Annotated in this window: 20 protein-coding genes, 2 tRNA genes and 9 pseudogenes; 15 read left to right on the top strand and 16 right to left on the bottom strand. The window is 38.8% G+C overall.

Features of this window, described 5'->3' with window-relative positions:
* Positions 1 to 116: 116 nt before the first annotated feature.
* Both purN and purM read right to left on the bottom strand, forming a co-directional pair.
* Positions 117 to 728 carry a phosphoribosylglycinamide formyltransferase gene (gene purN, locus ACFIKY_RS06985; RefSeq protein ID WP_375635912.1) on the bottom strand — a complete coding sequence of 204 codons (612 nt, stop codon included), beginning with the start codon at positions 726 to 728 and terminating at the stop codon, positions 117 to 119.
* Positions 725 to 1,816 carry a phosphoribosylformylglycinamidine cyclo-ligase gene (gene purM, locus ACFIKY_RS06980; protein WP_375635913.1) on the bottom strand — a complete coding sequence of 364 codons (1,092 nt, stop codon included), beginning with the start codon at positions 1,814 to 1,816 and terminating at the stop codon, positions 725 to 727. The genes purN and purM overlap by 4 nt, the downstream gene beginning before the upstream one ends.
* 158 nt (positions 1,817 to 1,974) lie before the next feature.
* On the opposite strand from purM, the gene ACFIKY_RS06975 reads away from it, so the two are divergent.
* From ACFIKY_RS06975 to ACFIKY_RS06955, 5 genes are all read left to right on the top strand, one after another.
* Positions 1,975 to 3,186, top strand: coding sequence for an AI-2E family transporter (locus ACFIKY_RS06975; RefSeq protein WP_375661580.1), 1,212 nt, complete (start codon positions 1,975 to 1,977; stop codon positions 3,184 to 3,186).
* Positions 3,183 to 3,872, top strand: coding sequence for a DnaA regulatory inactivator HdaA (gene hdaA / locus ACFIKY_RS06970; protein WP_026500728.1), 690 nt, complete (start codon positions 3,183 to 3,185; stop codon positions 3,870 to 3,872). Before ACFIKY_RS06975 ends, hdaA begins: the two co-directional genes overlap by 4 nt.
* A gap of 708 nt (positions 3,873 to 4,580) precedes the next feature.
* Positions 4,581 to 4,657, top strand: a tRNA-Pro gene (locus tag ACFIKY_RS06965).
* Positions 4,658 to 4,746: 89 nt separating this feature from the next.
* Positions 4,747 to 5,052, top strand: coding sequence for an ETC complex I subunit (locus tag ACFIKY_RS06960; RefSeq protein WP_015856479.1), 306 nt, complete (start codon positions 4,747 to 4,749; stop codon positions 5,050 to 5,052).
* A 39-nt stretch (positions 5,053 to 5,091) separates the two neighbouring features.
* A tRNA-Arg gene (locus tag ACFIKY_RS06955) sits at positions 5,092 to 5,168 on the top strand.
* Between the two features lie 259 nt (positions 5,169 to 5,427).
* Here ACFIKY_RS06955 and ACFIKY_RS06950 read toward each other — a convergent pair.
* The 3 genes from ACFIKY_RS06950 to ACFIKY_RS06940 all read right to left on the bottom strand — a co-directional run bounded on the left by ACFIKY_RS06950 (position 5,428) and on the right by ACFIKY_RS06940 (position 6,658).
* Positions 5,428 to 5,640, bottom strand: a complete 213-nt coding sequence (locus tag ACFIKY_RS06950) for a hypothetical protein (RefSeq protein ID WP_375635915.1) — start codon at positions 5,638 to 5,640, stop codon at positions 5,428 to 5,430.
* 131 nt (positions 5,641 to 5,771) lie between these two features.
* Entirely contained in the window at positions 5,772 to 5,999 is a 228-nt protein-coding gene (locus ACFIKY_RS06945; protein ID WP_375635916.1) for a hypothetical protein, read from the bottom strand.
* Positions 5,996 to 6,658 (bottom strand): lysozyme, encoded by a 663-nt coding sequence (locus tag ACFIKY_RS06940; RefSeq protein ID WP_375635917.1) that lies wholly within the window; start codon positions 6,656 to 6,658, stop codon positions 5,996 to 5,998. Before ACFIKY_RS06940 ends, ACFIKY_RS06945 begins: the two co-directional genes overlap by 4 nt.
* A 182-nt stretch (positions 6,659 to 6,840) precedes the next feature.
* Here ACFIKY_RS06940 and ACFIKY_RS06935 point away from each other — a divergent pair, with 182 nt between their 5' ends.
* On the top strand, positions 6,841 to 7,164 hold the full coding sequence (locus ACFIKY_RS06935; RefSeq protein WP_375632850.1) for a type II toxin-antitoxin system RelE/ParE family toxin: 324 nt from the start codon (positions 6,841 to 6,843) through the stop codon (positions 7,162 to 7,164).
* Between the two features lie 12 nt (positions 7,165 to 7,176).
* Complete coding sequence (locus tag ACFIKY_RS06930) at positions 7,177 to 7,488, top strand: DNA-binding protein (RefSeq protein WP_208439803.1); 312 nt, start codon at positions 7,177 to 7,179, stop codon at positions 7,486 to 7,488.
* Between the two features lie 92 nt (positions 7,489 to 7,580).
* Here ACFIKY_RS06930 and ACFIKY_RS06925 read toward each other — a convergent pair.
* The 5 genes and pseudogenes from ACFIKY_RS06925 to ACFIKY_RS06905 form a co-directional block, all read right to left on the bottom strand.
* Positions 7,581 to 8,894 (bottom strand): annotated as a pseudogene (locus ACFIKY_RS06925) (contractile injection system protein, VgrG/Pvc8 family).
* Complete coding sequence (locus ACFIKY_RS06920; RefSeq protein ID WP_375635918.1) at positions 8,891 to 9,115, bottom strand: tail protein X; 225 nt, start codon at positions 9,113 to 9,115, stop codon at positions 8,891 to 8,893. Before ACFIKY_RS06920 ends, ACFIKY_RS06925 begins: the two are co-directional and overlap by 4 nt.
* Positions 9,112 to 9,492, bottom strand: coding sequence for a phage tail protein (locus tag ACFIKY_RS06915; RefSeq protein WP_273724327.1), 381 nt, complete (start codon positions 9,490 to 9,492; stop codon positions 9,112 to 9,114). Before ACFIKY_RS06915 ends, ACFIKY_RS06920 begins: the two co-directional genes overlap by 4 nt.
* A 5-nt stretch (positions 9,493 to 9,497) precedes the next feature.
* A pseudogene (locus ACFIKY_RS06910) lies at positions 9,498 to 9,974 on the bottom strand (phage tail protein); the annotation flags it as partial.
* A 9-nt stretch (positions 9,975 to 9,983) separates the two neighbouring features.
* Positions 9,984 to 10,094, bottom strand: a pseudogene (locus ACFIKY_RS06905) (phage antirepressor Ant); the annotation flags it as partial.
* A gap of 383 nt (positions 10,095 to 10,477) precedes the next feature.
* Between ACFIKY_RS06905 and ACFIKY_RS06900 the strand changes: the two are divergent.
* Positions 10,478 to 11,563, top strand: a complete 1,086-nt coding sequence (locus ACFIKY_RS06900) for a hypothetical protein (RefSeq protein ID WP_375635919.1) — start codon at positions 10,478 to 10,480, stop codon at positions 11,561 to 11,563.
* A gap of 3 nt (positions 11,564 to 11,566) precedes the next feature.
* On the opposite strand, the pseudogene ACFIKY_RS06895 reads toward ACFIKY_RS06900, so the two are convergent.
* From ACFIKY_RS06895 to ACFIKY_RS06885, 3 pseudogenes are all read right to left on the bottom strand, one after another.
* Positions 11,567 to 11,949 (bottom strand): annotated as a pseudogene (locus ACFIKY_RS06895) (hypothetical protein).
* A gap of 1 nt (position 11,950) precedes the next feature.
* Positions 11,951 to 13,028: pseudogene (locus tag ACFIKY_RS06890) on the bottom strand (major capsid protein).
* Between the two features lie 12 nt (positions 13,029 to 13,040).
* Positions 13,041 to 13,274, bottom strand: a pseudogene (locus ACFIKY_RS06885) (head decoration protein); the annotation flags it as partial.
* A 106-nt stretch (positions 13,275 to 13,380) separates the two neighbouring features.
* Here ACFIKY_RS06885 and ACFIKY_RS06880 point away from each other — a divergent pair.
* The gene (locus ACFIKY_RS06880) at positions 13,381 to 13,683 is read left to right on the top strand and encodes a type II toxin-antitoxin system RelB/DinJ family antitoxin (RefSeq protein ID WP_375635920.1); all 303 of its coding nucleotides are present in this window, start codon (positions 13,381 to 13,383) and stop codon (positions 13,681 to 13,683) included.
* Positions 13,629 to 13,868 (top strand): type II toxin-antitoxin system YafQ family toxin, encoded by a 240-nt coding sequence (locus ACFIKY_RS06875; protein ID WP_375635921.1) that lies wholly within the window; start codon positions 13,629 to 13,631, stop codon positions 13,866 to 13,868. The genes ACFIKY_RS06880 and ACFIKY_RS06875 overlap by 55 nt, the downstream gene beginning before the upstream one ends.
* An 88-nt stretch (positions 13,869 to 13,956) precedes the next feature.
* Here ACFIKY_RS06875 and ACFIKY_RS06870 read toward each other — a convergent pair whose 3' ends face one another.
* The 3 genes and pseudogenes from ACFIKY_RS06870 to ACFIKY_RS06860 form a co-directional block, all read right to left on the bottom strand.
* Positions 13,957 to 14,199: a hypothetical protein gene (locus ACFIKY_RS06870; RefSeq protein WP_375635922.1), complete on the bottom strand. Its 243-nt coding sequence runs from the start codon at positions 14,197 to 14,199 to the stop codon at positions 13,957 to 13,959.
* Between the two features lie 7 nt (positions 14,200 to 14,206).
* Positions 14,207 to 14,932: pseudogene (locus tag ACFIKY_RS06865) on the bottom strand (antA/AntB antirepressor family protein).
* 612 nt (positions 14,933 to 15,544) lie between these two features.
* Positions 15,545 to 15,924, bottom strand: a pseudogene (locus ACFIKY_RS06860) (hypothetical protein); the annotation flags it as partial.
* Between ACFIKY_RS06860 and ACFIKY_RS06855 the strand changes: the two are divergent.
* From ACFIKY_RS06855 to ACFIKY_RS06835, 5 genes and pseudogenes are all read left to right on the top strand, one after another.
* Positions 15,862 to 16,089 carry a hypothetical protein gene (locus tag ACFIKY_RS06855; protein WP_375635932.1) on the top strand — a complete coding sequence of 76 codons (228 nt, stop codon included), beginning with the start codon at positions 15,862 to 15,864 and terminating at the stop codon, positions 16,087 to 16,089. The pseudogene ACFIKY_RS06860 and the gene ACFIKY_RS06855 overlap by 63 nt on opposite strands.
* A 116-nt stretch (positions 16,090 to 16,205) precedes the next feature.
* Positions 16,206 to 16,457 (top strand): hypothetical protein, encoded by a 252-nt coding sequence (locus ACFIKY_RS06850; RefSeq protein ID WP_375661579.1) that lies wholly within the window; start codon positions 16,206 to 16,208, stop codon positions 16,455 to 16,457.
* A 5-nt stretch (positions 16,458 to 16,462) separates the two neighbouring features.
* Complete coding sequence (locus ACFIKY_RS06845) at positions 16,463 to 16,771, top strand: DNA adenine methylase (protein WP_375635924.1); 309 nt, start codon at positions 16,463 to 16,465, stop codon at positions 16,769 to 16,771.
* A complete protein-coding gene (locus ACFIKY_RS06840) occupies positions 16,740 to 17,159 on the top strand; it encodes a DNA adenine methylase (protein WP_375647601.1) in 420 nt (139 codons plus the stop codon). Before ACFIKY_RS06845 ends, ACFIKY_RS06840 begins: the two co-directional genes overlap by 32 nt.
* Before the next feature lie 70 nt (positions 17,160 to 17,229).
* Positions 17,230 to 17,410, top strand: a pseudogene (locus ACFIKY_RS06835) (XRE family transcriptional regulator); the annotation flags it as partial.

Here is a 17,410-nt window from a genome sequence, read left to right as displayed (position 1 = left end):
TATGAAGAGATAGACTTTATTATGTTAATATTTCATAGAGATTTTTAATTATAGACACTGAGCACAAATTATGTGTAAAACATTGAAAAATGCTAATTAATAGATTGTTGATACACTCAAAAAGATAAAAGCTGTTGCTGCGTATCTACCATTTTGCTCTTCCCTTCAATAAATGCTTTTAAGGCTTCGGGGTAGAGTTTATGCTCTGCTTTAAGAACTCTTTGTGCTAAGCTCTCAGCAGTATCATGGGGATAGACTGGAACGGCTGCTTGGGCAAGGATTTTTCCTGCATCCATGTCTTCTGTAACAAGGTGAACAGTGCAACCCGTGATTTTTACGCCTGCTTGTAAAGCTTTTTCATGTGTGTTTAAGCCTTTAAATGAAGGCAAAAGAGAAGGATGAATGTTTAAAATTCGTCCTTCGTAAAGTTTTACAAAACGTGGTGAGATAAGGCGCATATATCCTGCAAAGCAGAGAAAATCCGGTTTATATTGATCTAAAATCGTAAAAATACTTTCTTCATGCTCTTCTTTTGTTTTGTAAATTTTGCGATCAACAATATGAATAGGTAAGTTATGGTTTTGTGCCTTTTCAATACCATTTGCACGCGGATTATCGCAAATAACTGCGACGATTTCAGCAGGATATTCCTTTTGCTGACTAGCTTGAGCAAGGGCGACCATATTGGATCCATTACCAGAAATGAAAACGACGATTTGTTTTTTCATAAATGCAGTACCCCTTTATAAAGTATTCCTTTATTTTGATCTTGGCGTTTTGTTAAAATGCCAAGGGGAGTTACACTCTCTCCTTTTCTTTCAAGAGCTTGCGTAATTGTTTCAGCTGCATGCTGTGCTACGATAATGATCATGCCAATACCACAATTGAATGTTCTTAACATTTCTGCTTCTTCTATTTTACCTTGTTTGGCAATCCATGAAAATACTGCTGGAACATTGATGGTAGAAAGATTAATTTCAGCGCAGAGATAAGATGGAACAACACGTGGAATATTTTCAGGAAAGCCTCCACCCGTAATATGAGCAAGAGCTTTAATCCCTTCGTATTTTTGCATGATGGGAAGAAGCGATTTTACATAAATGCGTGTTGGTGTAAGAAGTGCTACACCAAGGCTGTTTTCGGGGGTAAAAGGGGCAGGGTCATTCCATTTGAGATCATGTTGCTGGATGATTCGTCGAACAAGCGAAAAGCCATTGGAATGAATTCCAGAGGCGCTTAGACCTAATATAATATCCCCTTCTGTTAAATCTTTTGAAGGGAGTAGCTTGCTGCGTTCGCATGCTCCTACAGCAAAACCGGCTAGATCATAATCTCCCTCTGCATACATTCCTGGCATTTCTGCAGTTTCTCCTCCAATAAGCGCAGCACCGGCTTGTTTACATCCTTCTGCAATACCAGAAACAATCGTAGCACCTTGTTCAGGGTCAAGCTTTCCAGTTGCAAAATAATCCAGAAAAAAGAGAGGTTCAGCCCCTTGTACGAGTAAATCATTGACACACATAGCTACAAGATCAATACCTACAGTGTTATGGTGACCTACTTCAATGGCAATTTTTAATTTTGTTCCCACACCATCATTGGCTGCTACTAGGATAGGATCTGTAAAGCCAGCTGCTTTTAAATCAAAAAGACCACCAAAACCGCCAATTTCTGCATCTGCTCCGGCTCGTTTTGTCGCGCGTATAAAGGGTTTAATTTTTTCTACCATGGCATTACCCATATCGATGTTTACACCGGCTTTTGCGTAGGTAAGACCAACTTTGGATTTATTATTTGTAAGATCTTGATTGCTCATTGGAGCCTTCCTTTAATGGAAAATCGGGTTTTGATATTATGCAATGCCATGATAGAGTTCTCTCTGCAAGAGATATTGATAAGAAAATAAGCAACTTTGCTTGTACCTTATTTTGAAGATGTTTATAATTTTTTGTGAAGAATTTTTTAGGATATTTTATGAGCAAGATATCAGATAATCACGGTCAGTCTTCTTGGCAGCTTATGAGAAAGAAAGTGAGTGAGAATACATCTCGTGATCGTTATAAGACTTATGTGCCAGCGTATACTCAATTACCGTTGCCGAATAATATGAAAAGGCAAATCTTTTTTTGGCTTGGTACGCTGATTTTTTTCATTTTCTTTATGTTTGTTTTTGGATCGATTTTGCTTCCTTTTGTGGCAGGGATTGTGTTGGCTTATTTTCTCAATCCTATTGTTCAATTACTTGAAAGATTTGGTATTCGCCGTGTGTTTGGGACTGTCCTCATTACCTTATTTATTGTTATTACTTTTGTTGCTGCTTTAGTTATTTTGATTCCTGTTATTAGTTGGCAAATACAGCAATTTATGAGTGATGGTTTACCTGTTTATATTAATCGTATTCAAACCTTTTTTGTTGAGCATGATTTTGATTGGATAAGGCGCTATTTTGGAAGTGATCCAAATGAATTACGGAATAATATTAAAGGATTTTTGGGAGAAGGTTCTGATTTTATTACGTCTCTTTTGAATTCACTTTTAAAGTCAGGAAAATCTATCGTTAATATCGTTAGCCTATTTGTTGTGGCACCTGTGGTGGCATTTTATATGTTATTAGATTGGCCGCGTATGGTAACAGCAATTGATTCGTTAATACCGCGTGATCATCTTGAAACCGTTCGGAGTATTTTTCATGAAATGGATAGAGCTATTGCAGGCTTTGTTCGTGGACAAGGAACAGTTTGTCTTATATTGGGAGGCTATTATGCTGTTGGTTTAACGATTTCAGGACTCAATTTTGGTCTTTTGATTGGTATGTTTATTGGTCTTATTAGCTTTGTTCCTTATATCGGCACAATGAGTGGTTTGGTCCTTTCTGTTGGTATTGCATGGGTCCAGTTTTATCCCAATAATTGGGGAGGAATCATCGTTGTGATGGCACTTTTTTTAATTGGTCAATTTATTGAAGGTTATATTCTTCAACCCAAGCTTGTAGGTTCATCAGTGGGATTACATCCCGTATGGTTGATGTTTTCACTTTTTGCTTTTTCTTCACTCTTTGGTTTTACTGGTATGCTTGTTGCTGTTCCTGCGGCGGCGGCTGTTGGCGTTTTAGTTCGTTTTGCTCTTCATACTTATCTTAGTTCTCAGATGTATTCGCGAAGGGGAAATTCGGAGCCGCTAAAATGAATGGGCGTGAAACGCAATTATCTTTAAATTTTCCTTATGATCCGATTTTTCAATTTGAGGATTTAGTGGTAACGGAAAGCAATCGTATGGCTTTTCAGCTTATTGATCATTGGCCCAATTGGAGCTTACCTATTGCAGTTTTGGTTGGAAAAGAAGGATCTGGGAAAACGCATTTTTCTAATATATGGCTCCAAAAAGCAGATGCTTTCAGGATTCAGCACAATGAAATTGATCAGGCTGTTACTATGGCTTCTTTAGGCAGATCATTTTTAATAGAGGATATTGGTGCAGGTGAAATTAATGAGACAGAACTTTTTCATTTAATTAACAGTATTAAGCAAGCAAATCTTGATGCACGACAAGCTACTTTATTGATGACGGCACGAACACTTCCTTCCGCTTGGAATTTAAAGTTAAATGATCTAAAAAGTCGTCTTAATTCGGTGATGTTCGTTGAAATTAATCAGCCTGATGATGCATTATTAACAGCTGTTGCATTTAAGCTTTTTTCCGATAGGCAACTTATTGTACATCCAGACACGGTTTATTATCTTGTAAGTCGTTGTGAACGTTCTTTATTTTCATTGAAGCGTGTTATTGATTCTGTTGATCAGTTGGCATTACAAAGAAAAAGAAAAATAACACGTGCTGTTATTGCTGAAGTTTTGAATAGAAGAAATCCGTAAATACTCCCTATCATGGCTTACTTATTCTGTCCTTCTATTATCGTTTCAATATGTGGCAAGACAAGTCATTTAAATTTTCTTCTTTTTTGATATCTGTTAAGAGTGAAAAATAGTATTTTTTACTTTAGTCATGTGTTTATCTTAAATAGCTTTGAGATTTTATTGTATGATGTTGAATTCTTTCCATCTTTGCATTTGAAAATTTTTCTAAAAAAGCGCTTTATTTTATTTATAATGGAACTTTCGTGCTTTGAAAAAATGTTTGTTGTTTATGGATTTGGATTTTAGAAGATTCTAGGATTTTTAATAAAAGAGTTCTTTGCAAGATAGAAAAAGAGGGGAAAAAGCTTAATACAGCTGATTTTTTGGCTTGTGTTCTCTTTTGGAAAGTTTTTCTATGATATTTAAGTCGTTTTTTTCTAAAATTGTATCTGTAGAATGCGTTTTGATACAGTGAGAGTTTGCTTAAAGCAGGATGAAAATTATGAAATCCTTACAGAGAAATTCATTATTTTTTTAATATAGATTGGATTCTTTACGGAGGTTGTTTTCTATTATTTGTCAATAAATATGTTATTGAGTAGGGAAAAAATTTTTAAAACGTGCTTTTTTGTAAAGAAATGCAACAAAATTAAAAAAAAGTGTGTTTTTCTCTTGCACTTCTGTTGTGAAAATTTTAGGAAATGTGCATCAAGTAAATGTAAATGGCGGAGCGTAGCGCAGCCTGGTAGCGCACCTGATTTGGGATCAGGGGGTCGTAGGTTCGAATCCTATCGCTCCGACCATATTTGATTAAGTGTGTGAGAATGACCCAATTGGGTACGTGTGGTGGAAAACTATCATTCAAGCGTTGTGTAATCTGAAGGAAAAAGGCATGATCGCACGTATTTATAGTCCTGCTAAGACAGCTATGCAGTCAGGTAAGGGGAATACAGGTTTTTGGATTCTAGAGTATGAGCCGGTGAAAGCAAAAATGCTTGAACCTCTTATGGGGTACACGGCAACGTCTGATATGAATAATCAGGTAAGGATCAGATTTAATAGGAAGGAAGAAGCGATTGCTTTTGCGCGTAAGAATGCTATCTCTTACCGTGTAGAAAAGAAACGTACGTCGATTCGACGTGCTATTTCTTATTCTGATAATTTTCGCAGTGATCGGCAGCACTCTTGGACACATTGAATTAAAGATGCTATTTTGAATTGAGAAAATAATCAGTGGGGTCCCGTAGCTCAGCTGGATAGAGCAACGGCCTTCTAAGCCGTGGGTCACAGGTTCGAATCCTGTCGGGATCACCATCCAGTTTTTACCCATGTATAACGTATTGATTCTTTGTAATCTTTTTAAAGGTTCGGGAGCGTTAACAAAAGTTCGGGAATAGGATTTTCCAACATACCGTTACAAAGCTCATCTTTTTCCTCCAACATTCTCTAATAATTTTTTGAATTCTTTGAAATCCACTGCTTCAAATGGGCGAAGACATTCTCTATCGCCTCCATGAGACGAGCAAAATTAAGAATCCGTTTTCTAAAGGATTTCGCGCGTCTCAGAGTATGTTTAGAGTCGGATATTTGGTTTTTGTGTAAAAATACTTACTAATGCATCCATAATACGTGAAAAATCAAGCGCTAATAAGAGTATAATGAGTACAATCCATTTCGTATAACGAGACATCACTTTTACACTTTTGTAGGTCATGATGATTTCTTGAAGTATTTCTTTTTCTGCTTCTGTAAGCTCTATATCGTCTTGTGTTTTTTTTCTAGCCATGTTTCCACCCACACACGCGTTCACCTAGATTATTGTGCTTTAAAATTTCTCTTGCTAAGTTTGAACTGATGGCGTTCAGATCTTTCTTGTCTAAATAAATTGGCAACCAGCCAACACAAGAAGAAGCATATTTATTTGTCGCGCAACCAGTCAGAGAGAGCAGCACGCACATCAGCATCACTTTTTTGATTAACTTCACTTTCCACCTCCAGACGTGTTGTGGCTGCTTTTAAAGCTTTTTCCGTTTGCTTTTGCTGTTCACTCTTTTTACCAAGGGTAAAAGCTCTTGCTAAAATCATAAAAAAAGCGGCTAAAGCCGCGCCTGTTAGCATCAGATTTCTTTTCATCCATAAGATCATAGGCGGTGCTCCTGAAAGCGTTTAGCAACAAAGAAAATGCCCGCACATGCGGCTAAAATCATAATGGTTGCCAAAGCCCATTGGATGGGTCCATTTCCTGCTAACAAGCCGCCAAGACCTGAGAAAGAGCCAATAATCGGTGCAAGAGCTTCTGCTTTGAAAACCCCCGTTGGTGCTTGCGTTTCTACTGTTTGATAATTGGAGGAAACATAAGCCCCTTTTGCCCATAAGCCTGTTTCTGCCGCACGCCGGTGTGCGAGACCTTCAAGACGTTTCCCGCCTGCTTTGGTCCATTTCTGTAGCTCGGCAGGGACAGCTTCATATTCACCTTGATTGAGCTTTTTTAACAGTGTCGAGTTACAAAAGGCTCCTGTTCCTACATTATAGCAAAACGACACTAACGCCGCGAATTGTTCATCTGTTAATGAAACTGTAACAGCGCGTTCAACGACATTTTCAAATTGTCTTAAATCTTGGCAAAGAAGTTCTTCTGCTTGCTTTTCAGTGATTGTCATGCCTTCGTAAATAAAAGGCTTTCCAGCACTGTTTGTATGTCCATAACCTATTGTCCACACCCCAATGGCATCTTTATAGGCGTTCAAACGCAAACCTTCCCATTGTTTAATAAGTGCTAGTCCTTCTGATGATATTTTTCGCATATGATTCTCCATAAAAAAAGCTCCGCAAAAAGCAGAGCTGGATTAAAAAATTGACATCTTTCTCATTCGGAAAGATAGCTTGGTTAAGCTTCATGTCGCTTTTTCATTGGAATAAAAGAAGATTTTTTCTCAACTTTTAATTTCTCTCTTGACAAATATTCGTTTATAAACGAATATACATCATGTTTGAAATACGTCACTACCTTACTTCTGATGGCAAAGACTTGATAGCTGATTGGCTGCGAAAGCTCCGTGATATACAGGCTAAAACTGCAATTATTCGCCGCCTTAATCGTTTAGAGCAGGGAAACTTTGGCGATTTCAAGCCGCTTCGTGAGGGTGTTCATGAATTGCGTATTAATGTTGGTCCTGGCTACCGAGTTTATTATGTCCAATCTGGAAAGACCGTATTGTTGCTATTATGCGGTGGCAGCAAAAAAACACAAGAGACTGATATCACTCGTGCATGTGCTTGCTGGCGTGATTGGCAAAACCGTGAAGATTAAAGGAGTGCAAAAATGAAAGACCGTAACCATGATGATGCAATGGCAGAAATATTCCGTGATGATCCTGAGTTGGCAGCAGCTACCCTTGATGCAATCCTAGCAGATGGTGATCAGGGTGAGCTGCTTGTAACTCTACGCCAAATGGCCAAAGCTTATGGTGGTGTTCAAGCTGTAGCTAAAGCAGCCAACTTGAACCCAACACAACTTTACCGTACACTTTCAGAAAAAGGTAATCCAGAGTTCCGCAGCTTGAATGCTTTACTGCGTACCATGGGGTTTCGTTTGGCTGTACAGCCTCTTGAACGACCAGTTCCACACGTGTAACTTTAGTTCCACTCCCCACCTTTAAAGATGGGGAAGGGAGGTATTTAAGCAATCATTTTTAATGAGGGGCTCTACATCTAGTTTATAACCTATCATGTATCTTCCTCATCCATATGGATGACGCCTTCGCCTTCGTCACATGCGTTTGGTGGGGCGTTTGGATCAAGGGTATCATCCTTGTCTGGTGTTGTGTTTGCAACGTTTCCAGCCGCATCTTCTTGCGCTTTATCAAAAAGTTCGCACTCTATTTTTGTGGTGTAACCACCCGTTTTATCAAGTTTGTGCTTAACGCTCTTGATGCGCTATTCTGCTGGAATATAGGGGCGGAAAGGGGGATCTTGAACAAGCTTTGCTTCTGCTTGCACAAAGGGATCACCACCGATATCACATGAGAAAGAAGACTTACCGCGTGATGATTTATTGCGATAAGCAGCAATGGCCGCAACAGCCTCTGATTGGTTATGGTAGGTGTATTTGAGTTCATGGAACGGTGGGTTACCAACTTTGACTTCTTTTTTTTCACCACTGCGGATATCATGATAGGTTGCAAGAACACCGCCTTTTTTCTCTTTGTCTTCCTCTTCTTTCTCAGGTGTTGTTTCTGCTTTTTCCGATTCAGATGATGATGGTGCTGTTCTGTCACTGTCATCCATATGGATAAAGTTTTCATCATCATCAATCTCTTCTGGTTCTCGTGCATCAGCAGCGGCTTTTTGGTCGTCTCCCACATCCGTTTCTAAGCCATTGGCTGCACCTGCTTCATCCCGCGCACTGTATTTAAAATCCCAAGAGGTGCAATGTTTCTCATGAATAACAACAATAGGGAGTGTTTCACCGGTAATGGCTTTGCCTTCACCCCGTTTGGCAAGCACAAGTTTGCCATCAACGGGCTTTGCTACCGCATCATATTCTTCTGCAAGGCGTGTAGCAAAAGCCATATCGCTTTCAGCTGTTTGGTCAATGTGACGCACAACGATTTTTGCAAGAGAAGGATCAACCTTTGGTGTATAGCCATTACGCTCTGCTATCTCTTGAACAATACTGCCAAGGGTTTGCTGGTGATAGGATTGGCTTTTTGGGGTTCTGTAAGACGTGTTCATTGATGCGGCGCGCCCTGTAACACTTAAGCTTTGTGGTGGGCTGCTTACAGAGATTTCGTCTATCAGATAGGCTCCCATATCGCGGTTTTTCCCGCCTTCATAGCCAAGTGTTATGGAAATAACTGTCCCGATAAGAGGAATATCAAGAAAGCCGTTATCACTGTCACGTGCACGGTCATCAAGCTCTATAGTGATACGATCACTTTTGTTTTCTGCTTCATCGGTAATTTCAATTGATAAAACATAATCCATGAGCGTTTTGGTGATGTCTTCTCCATTTGCCAGAACCGTGCAAAAAGGTTTCATGATTTGCTACCCCAAATTCTGATCACTGGTGTGGCTTTCGGATAGGGGAGGGTTGGTAAGAGTATCGTGATACCTGCTTTTAAAATGGGTCCATAGTCTGCAAGCCCCAAATTCGCTGCATAGACGTGTTCAACAGCAAGCGCTTGTTGACCTTTGGCATAGTATTTCCAGCAAATGGCATCTACCATATCGCCATCTTTGGTCATATAAAGGTCACTCATAGGTCTTCACCATATTCTCTCAACTTTATCGTAAATTCTTGTTTTTTGGGGGTGCCATTATGATGAAAAATGCTTTGTTTTTCCTCTACAGAAAGAATGACAAACTTACCTAAGATTTTGCCTTGACCGGTCACAAGAATGTGAGGTCCCATATGCGCTATTTGTCGCAAATATTCGAGCTGTCTGTGACCACCTTTGAAATCTGGATAAATTACGCCTGCTAAAGAAAATTCCGCATTTGCAACAGCAGGCAATTGAAGAGCAGCCTTTCTCCCCAATCGCCCTTGCTCTACCCATGGAACTCCATAAGACATATCAAGTGTTTGGTAAGCTGCTGTTTCAATCGAAAAAATAAAACCACCCAAAGCTAACATCATGGTATTTAATCCGAAAGGCTAGAGGCTATGGCTAAACGTTGCTGTTTTGCATAGCGTTCAAGTGCTTGATTGACAGCGTCTCTGATTTCGTCCTTGAGACCATTTGGTACTGAAATATTTAGATTTGTAATGGTTACACGGGCGTCTACTTCAACGGGTTTATGAACCGTAATGGGCTTTGGAGTTTTAAAGGCACCCACTTTATTTGTTGCCTGCATTTGTCCTGTTTCGACTATGCCTGCATTAAAACCACTCTTGCGTTTTTCAGGCGGGGTGTTTGTAACCACTACTGTATCCAGCATTTTTTTTGCCCGTGCATTGGTTTCATCGGTAAAGGTTTTAATGGTCTGGGTTGAAGTTTTGTTGATTGAAACATTAAAGCCTAGCTTTTTTTTCATCCAATTAGGCATCCAGTTGGTTAATTTGCTTATCATGCCGCTAAACCATTCGGACAAGGTTTACCACTTGCTTTTGATGCCGTCTCACAAGCTATCAATGAGATCGGATTTTATCTCCAAAAATGCATGCAACTCACGAGCATTTATCGTTTGAACTGTATCCTGCTCAATAATTTGTTCTTTAATTTCTATAAGGGTATTCATAAAGGACTCCTAGTTGTTAGATGTTTCTTAATGACACTTTAAAAGAGCTCTGGGTGCTAAGAAACATGGGCAACTAGCCCGTCGTTATATTTTCCCCGTAAAGGGTCTTGTATAGTGTAACTATACCCGACAAAGTTATTATATGCGTGTAACATACAACGAGTCAAAACTTTAATTGGCGGAGAAGATATTGTTCCATCAATCCGTTCGCTAGTTGCTTTAAAGTGTTTCTTAGGCACCTGATTCGATTATTCATATCGCTGTAATAATGTCACGCAGCAATATCACTTTTTTCTAAAAATTATAAGCACATCTTTACTTTATTTGTCGACTCACTTTAAATTTTTTGGCTTAGTTTTTTATTTATAGTGGAGGGGGAAATAATGCTCGATACGCTTGATACAATTGCGGTGATCGTATACTTGTTATCATTCCCAGTGATGGTTGTCGGACTTGTTTTAGTGTGTATAAAAAAATGGCGGAAAAACGGACTGAAAACTCTTGGTATTGGAGTTTTATTATTTCTCGGCTCTGCAATATTAGGTGCGTTTTTTTTTCACAAAATCGAACCAGATCAAGTTACATACAATAATGAAATTTTTTCCTCCTCCTCGACTTCATTAATATATGTTGCTACTCAAAATGAAAGCGTGAAACAGGTACTACCTGAGAATACTGATAAGCAAAGTATCCATGTTCAAGACAAAAAGTCAGACGAAAATAATGGTCTAGGTTTTTGGGGATGGTTCAGGTTAATTTTCTTTGCATTTATTGCTTTGTCTATTTTTGTTCATTGGCAAGATAGACGCAAAAAGCGTTTTAAAGAAAAAGTTTCAGAGCAGGTTTTAATGCCTCCCCCCCATATCCACCCTTCTTCTGATTTATCAGTTGTTAATAAAATGTCGCTGGAACTTGAAAAAAAACGGTTAGAAAAGAGGGTACAGATCTTTCTCCTTTGTGTTCTGTTGAGTGGAGGCATTGTGGTAACAGTAACTATTACACCATGGTTATTAGTACCCATTCTTATTGTTTTAATTTTTGTTATTATTGCCTATCGTGAGGCGAAAAAGGAAAAAAACTTTGAGCAAGAAGTTTCTCTGTGGCAATCAGATATTCCTCCCTCTAATTTTGAGGAAGCATGTGAAATGTTTCAAGAACTTGATGCAAGTGAATATGATTATCGTTTAGCAAAAAATGAAAAACTGTTGGGAGTTCAAGAACGCGTTACCTTCAATATTGGCGAAAAGACTCCAGCTTTAGGACGTCTTTTAGTAACAAACCAAGCTATTGTATTTGAAAGCCCTGAAGATAATGAAAGGACTACTTGGGCAGGAATTGCATCAGTCACTATAACATACCAAAGATGTCACATCAGTCACCGTACTGGCGCACCATGGAATTACCGATTTAGTGCCATTCCAAATCCAAGGTTTGCAGCAGTAATCCGGGCTCTTGGGCAGCCTTATTGATTTTTAAACACACAAGATAAAGTTGCGTCCATTTTTTATCTCCCGCAAGATAAGCTTATACATACCAGATTCTGAGGCTTGGACATCTGTGATCACGAAGTGCTCTTGGGAAGAGGGAGCTTTGCTGTTTTTAGGAACCATCACAATAACACTATCTTGAGGGTTTGGTGGCACCCGCCCCCAATATCATTGATACAAAGATCAAGTTCCTTTCTTGCAATTGTGGTAGGGATTCTGCCACCAGCGTCCGATTCTGAATGCTTAATGGTGTAAATCGCTGTGATACGAAAAGATTGCTGATTGTCCTTTCGCGTGTAGATGATGGGCTTCCCAAAAGTGTTGCGCACATCTTTAACCATTTGGTTTAGCAGCCCGTGCCATCGCATGTTATTTCGCTCCAATCACGGCTTTAAACAGCATTTCTGGGCGTGTACAAATGTAAAGCGGATAGCTATAGAACCTCCGGTTTTACCCATGCATTACGGTCGTGATCAACGATCAGCATGGTGTAGAGAGGCTTTCCAACCGTGTTGGCAAAATCCAAGCTTTCACCTAGTGCAAAGGTTTTTTGGAAGACACCAGGCGCATCAACAGGGAAGAATTGACATTCATCAGGCTTAATTCCTATGGCGCGCTTTGTTCCAGCCTGTGCACTTACATTATAGTTGTGAATACTTCGGTAATTAATGAAAGTGACACCAGCAAAGTCAAAACTGCCAAAGCTGCCCGAGCCAAGAGCGCTTGGTGTTGCAACACCTCCGGCGCTATTAAGTGTTTGTGCTAAGGCTGTGTTGAGATAAGTTTCACGAATTGTTTTATGGTTTTTCAACTTGGAAAAGAATTCATTTCCACAAAGTCCAATAATGCGTGAACGATCAGAAAATGCTCCTTTTGAAGCCTCAATCATCCTCATAATGACTTGGTCAACATGGTCAGCAACATTGGTTGTTTCTGTATTTAGTTTAAAGTCAATGGGCTTTGGTGGTGTGATTTCCCATTCTTTGTACCAATCGACAATCACGGAGCCATCAGCATCAAGGACAACACCTTGAACAGCGCCAAGCTGCATATTTTCCCATGTCAATTCAATTTCAGAAATCAGTTTCTTTTGTTTTCTGGCAATATATTTCATTGCTGTCTCTAACTGATCTTCTGCGCCAAATTCACGACGGTTTTGGATTTCTTCTGATTTCACCGTATCACTTTTGGCAATCCGTGTTGTTTTGAAAAACCGAAGATTACGACCCTCTCTATCACCTTCTGCCAAAGGTGCGCCACGTTCACTGGTTTGAATAAGGGAAAATGTATTATCACGCCGTTCAATCCCAACCACTGTGGTACTGGTTTCAACTTCCTCAAAAAGATTAAGAGAGCTCACAAGACCAGGTTGAAACTCATAGTTTTCAATGGCTCTCATCATTGTGATGCTTGAGAAAGCATCATGTTTAAAAAAATTCATATCCATGTTTGCATTCTCCTATCGCAATAGAATGTTGTTATGGTCTTCTAAAGACTGAATGGCCGCGTTCTTTTGCTCATCTGTGATGTCATCTGGCCATAGCAATTCAGAAGCTTTTACAGTGCATAAGCGTGCTGTAATCACGGCGCGTTGATCTGCGCCTGTTGCGTCAACAGTGGCAAAAGAAATCCCTGCCGGTGTTTGACTGCCATCGGATACTGCTGGATTAAGGGGGATGTATTTTTCTGATGCTTGAGGAATGGGGTTTTCGGCGTATCAGATAAGCCAAACATTTTGCGGTTGAAATTAAACTCCAATTGTATTGCACTGAAATACAGTTACAAGAGGAGAGATCATTATGGCTGCTAGTCGTATGGTTCAGGCGCGTGTACCAGAAGAAATTCAAAATATCGCTAATCAAGTTATTCAAGCTTCAGATTTATCAGTAAGTGATGTTGTGAGAGTGTTGATGACGCGTATTGCACAAGATAAAGCTATTCCGTCCTTCTTGTTTCAACCCAATGCGGAAACCATAGCGGCTTTTACGGAATTAGATGAAGGCAACTTAAAAAAGTTTCATTCCGTAGACGAATTATTTGATGATCTATGTGGACGATTGAACGCACCACTATCTCCAAACGTGATTTCAAGCGTGAAATGAAAGGACGGTATCGGCATCTTTTAGATATTGATTTGCGCCAAATCATTGCAGTATTAGCAATTGACCAGCCTTTAGAACCTCGATATCATGACTATGCATTGACTGGGAATTGGAGCAATTATCGAGATTGCCATATTCGACCTGACTTAGTGTTGATTTATCGCTTGATTGGTCAAGATCGATAGGTTTTAGTATGTCTAGGCTCTCATTCAAAACTTGATCTTTAAACTACCTCCCCATTTTTGAGAATGGAGAGGGGAGTTATGTTTTTAGCTAAGCAGCTTCCACAACAGGGCTCTCCAAAGTAGGAGCATAAGCTTGCAATAACGAATTCATGCTATGCGGGAGTTCTGAAGTTCCAAAGCCTTTAAGAACTGCTAGAATCTTTGTAATATTCGGTACCTCATCTTGAAGTTTTAAAATCAAAGCTTTTTCTATCACACCCATAATGTTAACCAGAGTACTACAATTTTTTTTATCTACATATTCACAATTGACAAACTGAAACAAAGCCATTCACACATTACATAAAAAGTTGGTATCTACCTTCATTGCATACCCCCAAAGATATTTGTTCTCTCAAACATGCCAATCCTTTTGGTGTAATTTTTGTTGAAGGCAGTATCTTTTCTGTAGCATCAGGTCCTTGAATAGTGATAGCAGGATAATCCATAAATCCTTTCTTGATTTTATCCTGATAGGGTAATAATGGACCACTTGGAATACGGCGATACACCCAATCATGTTTATGTAAGTAATCTGTTAAGTCCTTTGGCCGTACTTCAAAAATTTTTTCCGCTTCAATAAGACCGAACAAACCATCAGAAGGCTTTAAATCCTCAAGCGCGTCTGCTTTGGGTGCTATTCTGCGATGATGCTACTTTCTGTTCGATTTGATTTTGTAGGTGATTCAAGACGCCAAGTAATGCTTCGGGCTTGGAGTAATCGATTTGCGGTGTCGCTACTTGTTTTGCAAGCTTTTCACATTCGATAAAATACTCTTTTACTTGATGACCTTTATCATTACGCTCGATCATTGAAAGGTGTTTTGCCATGTCTAAGGTGAGGTGATATTCCATGCTTGGACGCCCACCTTTTTCTAAATTTTTAGAAAAAGCTATAAGTCTATATTTTCTCGAAATTTGCATTCTTTAATACGATTTTTAATCCAGTCTGCAAATTTTGATGTAATTTCCAAAAACGCATGCAAATCACGAGCATTGACGGTTTGAACAGCCTCTCTATCAATAACCCGTTATTTAATTTCTATAAGAGTGTTCATAGTGAACTCCTATCGATTAGAGGTTTCTTATTGACATTCCAGAAGAATGCCGAGCGCTAAGAAACACGGTCGATAGTCCGTCGTTACGCTTTCCCCATAAAGAGTATTGTATAGCGTAACTACACCCGACAAATCCATTATATGCATGTAGCATATAATGAGTCAAAGTCTCTAATGTGCGGAGAAGAGATTGTGTCGGTAATCTATCCGCTATCGATTTAAGGTGTTTCTTAGGCACTTAATTCGAAAATATACATTGACGCAATAATGTCGAGAATAAAAATAAATTCCATCTCAAAATAATTATATACTGTACAGTGTACATATTGAAATCATTATTTATCAATGAGTTAAGTGTACAATGTACAGTTAATTTGAAAATTCTGTCGCTAGCGATAGTTTGCGCAGCCTGCCCCGTAACGAAGCTAACTCGCTGGGAAGTATCTTTTATATTTATTTTATTGACTTTTTTATAAAAAAAACAAAGCATAAGTGATAATCTGTTTTTAAAATTGCAATCAAAGTGTGTAATGCATAAACTCATAAGGATACGGGATAGGTAGATAAAGCTTGAGAACATTATTTAGCTTTCTTATTAGCAGCGTATTCTTGACGTTCAAGTTGTCTCTGTATGTTTTTAGTTAATCTTTCACTGGTATATTGTGCGATAGAATTTACAATTTCTGGCTTGGACATCACTCCAGCAATTGATGGTCCTTCTTGTTTTGCAATGGGGAATTTACCTCCGTCTACTCTTTGAAAAACATTACTCTTCATCTTTTTTAAATCAACACGCTTTGGAAAATTTCCACCCTTAATAAAACCATGAGGCAAGATTTCTTTTTTCCAAACATTGTGTAAGTTACACCGCGTTTTGTTTTTTTTTGCTTGAAAAAATTAAGAGGTATCGGTGTTCCAGAACCAATGATATCTGTTTCGAGAAGTTTTGCTTTACAGCGGCTTTAGCCAAGGCGTTTCACCTTGGCAAGCAAAGCGAACGGCAAAAGCAAACAGAGAATGCTTTAAAGACAGCAACAACGCGGCTTGAGGTAGAAAATGAAGTTAATCAAAAAAGTGATGCTGGTGTGCGCTCTGAACTTTCTCGTTGGGTGCGTGGCAAATAGGTCTGTTTCTTGTGGTGGCTGGTTGCCCATTTATTTGGATAATAAGGATGTTGCGGTCATCAGTTCCAACCTTGCAAGAGATATTTTGAAGCATAACAAGCAGGGAGCCCATTTATGTGGTTGGAAAGATGGTCAAGAAACGAAGCACCAAAGATAAAGGTCTTACAGAAACAGAACAACAGCTCCTTCACGAGATGATAGAGACCTATCAAGGCTTAAAGATGATGTCACGTATCATGAAATTGATTGCCTTCATCCTCTTTATGTTTGTAATAGATTTTTCCTGTTTTGTGGACGCCGTAGAGAATAGCTTCTCACACCTCAAAAAGTGGATAACAAAAAAGTTAGATATCCAAATCTCTCCTTAAAAAATATGATGAAACAAGAATTTACACAAATATTGTTTGCGTGGATGGGGGGTAAACACTATCTGCGTAAGAAAATTATACCGATTTTAAATAATATTGGCCATGAAACCTATGTTGAACTATTTTTAGGTTCAGGTTTTATTTTTCTAAACAAAAGACCAGCAAAATATTCCGTTATTAATGATCTGAATGGAGAGATCACGAATCTGTTTCAATGTGTTCAAAATGACTTTGATGATTTAGCCAAACGACTAGAATGGTTTGTTTCTCCAACGTTGTGTGATGTATGGGAAAAAAGATTATGTCTCTTTTAGTTTTGGAAGAAAAAAGCTTACATTATTTAATCCCGATAAGCTTTTAGCAAGGATGCGGCGTGTTAGACAGAAGCTTCTTGATACGACGATCTTAAATTTATCGTGGGAGCGAGTTGTCGAATTTTTTGATGCCCCCGACAGTTTATTTTACCTAGACTTGCCTTATCTTGTAGAGAGGAGGTATTACAGCTCTGGGAATTTTGTTGAAGATGATTTTGTGAGGATGGCAAAAGTTCTCAAAAGCATCCAAGGAAAATTTGTCTTGAGTCTGAATGATAGTGATGAGGTTCGAGAGATCTTTAGGGATTTTGACTTTTTAGAATTAGAGACCCTTTGGACATCTGGTTTTGCTAAAAAAAACTCTTCGAAAAGAACTCTTGATTCGTAATAACTGAGGAAATCATAAAAAGATTTGTTAGAATCAGAAGAAATATTTTTTCTCTAACAGGACGTTTTTGATGCTTACATCCTTTGGTAAAATTTTACGGAAACTTTCTCTTGATCACTCAGAACGCCTCTTAGATATGGCTAAGAAATGAGACATATCTGTAGCATTTTTATCTTTTGTATAGATCAGAAAAAAATCTGTTCCTGTAGGACTGGAGGAAAAGATAATTGAACTCTATGCTTTAGATCAAG

It is taken from the genome of Bartonella sp. CR127HXZ (assembly GCF_042194555.1).
Lineage (GTDB): Bacteria > Pseudomonadota > Alphaproteobacteria > Rhizobiales > Rhizobiaceae > Bartonella > Bartonella grahamii.
This window is presented reverse-complemented; position numbering and strand designations above follow the sequence as displayed.

Coding starts and splice junctions, on each gene's coding strand:
- purN (WP_375635912.1), bottom strand. CDS start 728: ATGAAAAAACAAATCGTCGTTTTCATTTCTGGTAATGGATCCAATATG.
- purM (WP_375635913.1), bottom strand. CDS start 1,816: ATGAGCAATCAAGATCTTACAAATAATAAATCCAAAGTTGGTCTTACC.
- ACFIKY_RS06975 (WP_375661580.1), top strand. CDS start 1,975: ATGAGCAAGATATCAGATAATCACGGTCAGTCTTCTTGGCAGCTTATG.
- hdaA (WP_026500728.1), top strand. CDS start 3,183: ATGAATGGGCGTGAAACGCAATTATCTTTAAATTTTCCTTATGATCCG.
- ACFIKY_RS06960 (WP_015856479.1), top strand. CDS start 4,747: ATGATCGCACGTATTTATAGTCCTGCTAAGACAGCTATGCAGTCAGGT.
- ACFIKY_RS06950 (WP_375635915.1), bottom strand. CDS start 5,640: ATGGCTAGAAAAAAAACACAAGACGATATAGAGCTTACAGAAGCAGAA.
- ACFIKY_RS06945 (WP_375635916.1), bottom strand. CDS start 5,999: ATGATCTTATGGATGAAAAGAAATCTGATGCTAACAGGCGCGGCTTTA.
- ACFIKY_RS06940 (WP_375635917.1), bottom strand. CDS start 6,658: ATGCGAAAAATATCATCAGAAGGACTAGCACTTATTAAACAATGGGAA.
- ACFIKY_RS06935 (WP_375632850.1), top strand. CDS start 6,841: ATGTTTGAAATACGTCACTACCTTACTTCTGATGGCAAAGACTTGATA.
- ACFIKY_RS06930 (WP_208439803.1), top strand. CDS start 7,177: ATGAAAGACCGTAACCATGATGATGCAATGGCAGAAATATTCCGTGAT.
- ACFIKY_RS06920 (WP_375635918.1), bottom strand. CDS start 9,115: ATGAGTGACCTTTATATGACCAAAGATGGCGATATGGTAGATGCCATT.
- ACFIKY_RS06915 (WP_273724327.1), bottom strand. CDS start 9,492: ATGATGTTAGCTTTGGGTGGTTTTATTTTTTCGATTGAAACAGCAGCT.
- ACFIKY_RS06900 (WP_375635919.1), top strand. CDS start 10,478: ATGCTCGATACGCTTGATACAATTGCGGTGATCGTATACTTGTTATCA.
- ACFIKY_RS06880 (WP_375635920.1), top strand. CDS start 13,381: ATGGCTGCTAGTCGTATGGTTCAGGCGCGTGTACCAGAAGAAATTCAA.
- ACFIKY_RS06875 (WP_375635921.1), top strand. CDS start 13,629: ATGTGGACGATTGAACGCACCACTATCTCCAAACGTGATTTCAAGCGT.
- ACFIKY_RS06870 (WP_375635922.1), bottom strand. CDS start 14,199: ATGGCTTTGTTTCAGTTTGTCAATTGTGAATATGTAGATAAAAAAAAT.
- ACFIKY_RS06845 (WP_375635924.1), top strand. CDS start 16,463: ATGATGAAACAAGAATTTACACAAATATTGTTTGCGTGGATGGGGGGT.
- ACFIKY_RS06840 (WP_375647601.1), top strand. CDS start 16,740: ATGTATGGGAAAAAAGATTATGTCTCTTTTAGTTTTGGAAGAAAAAAG.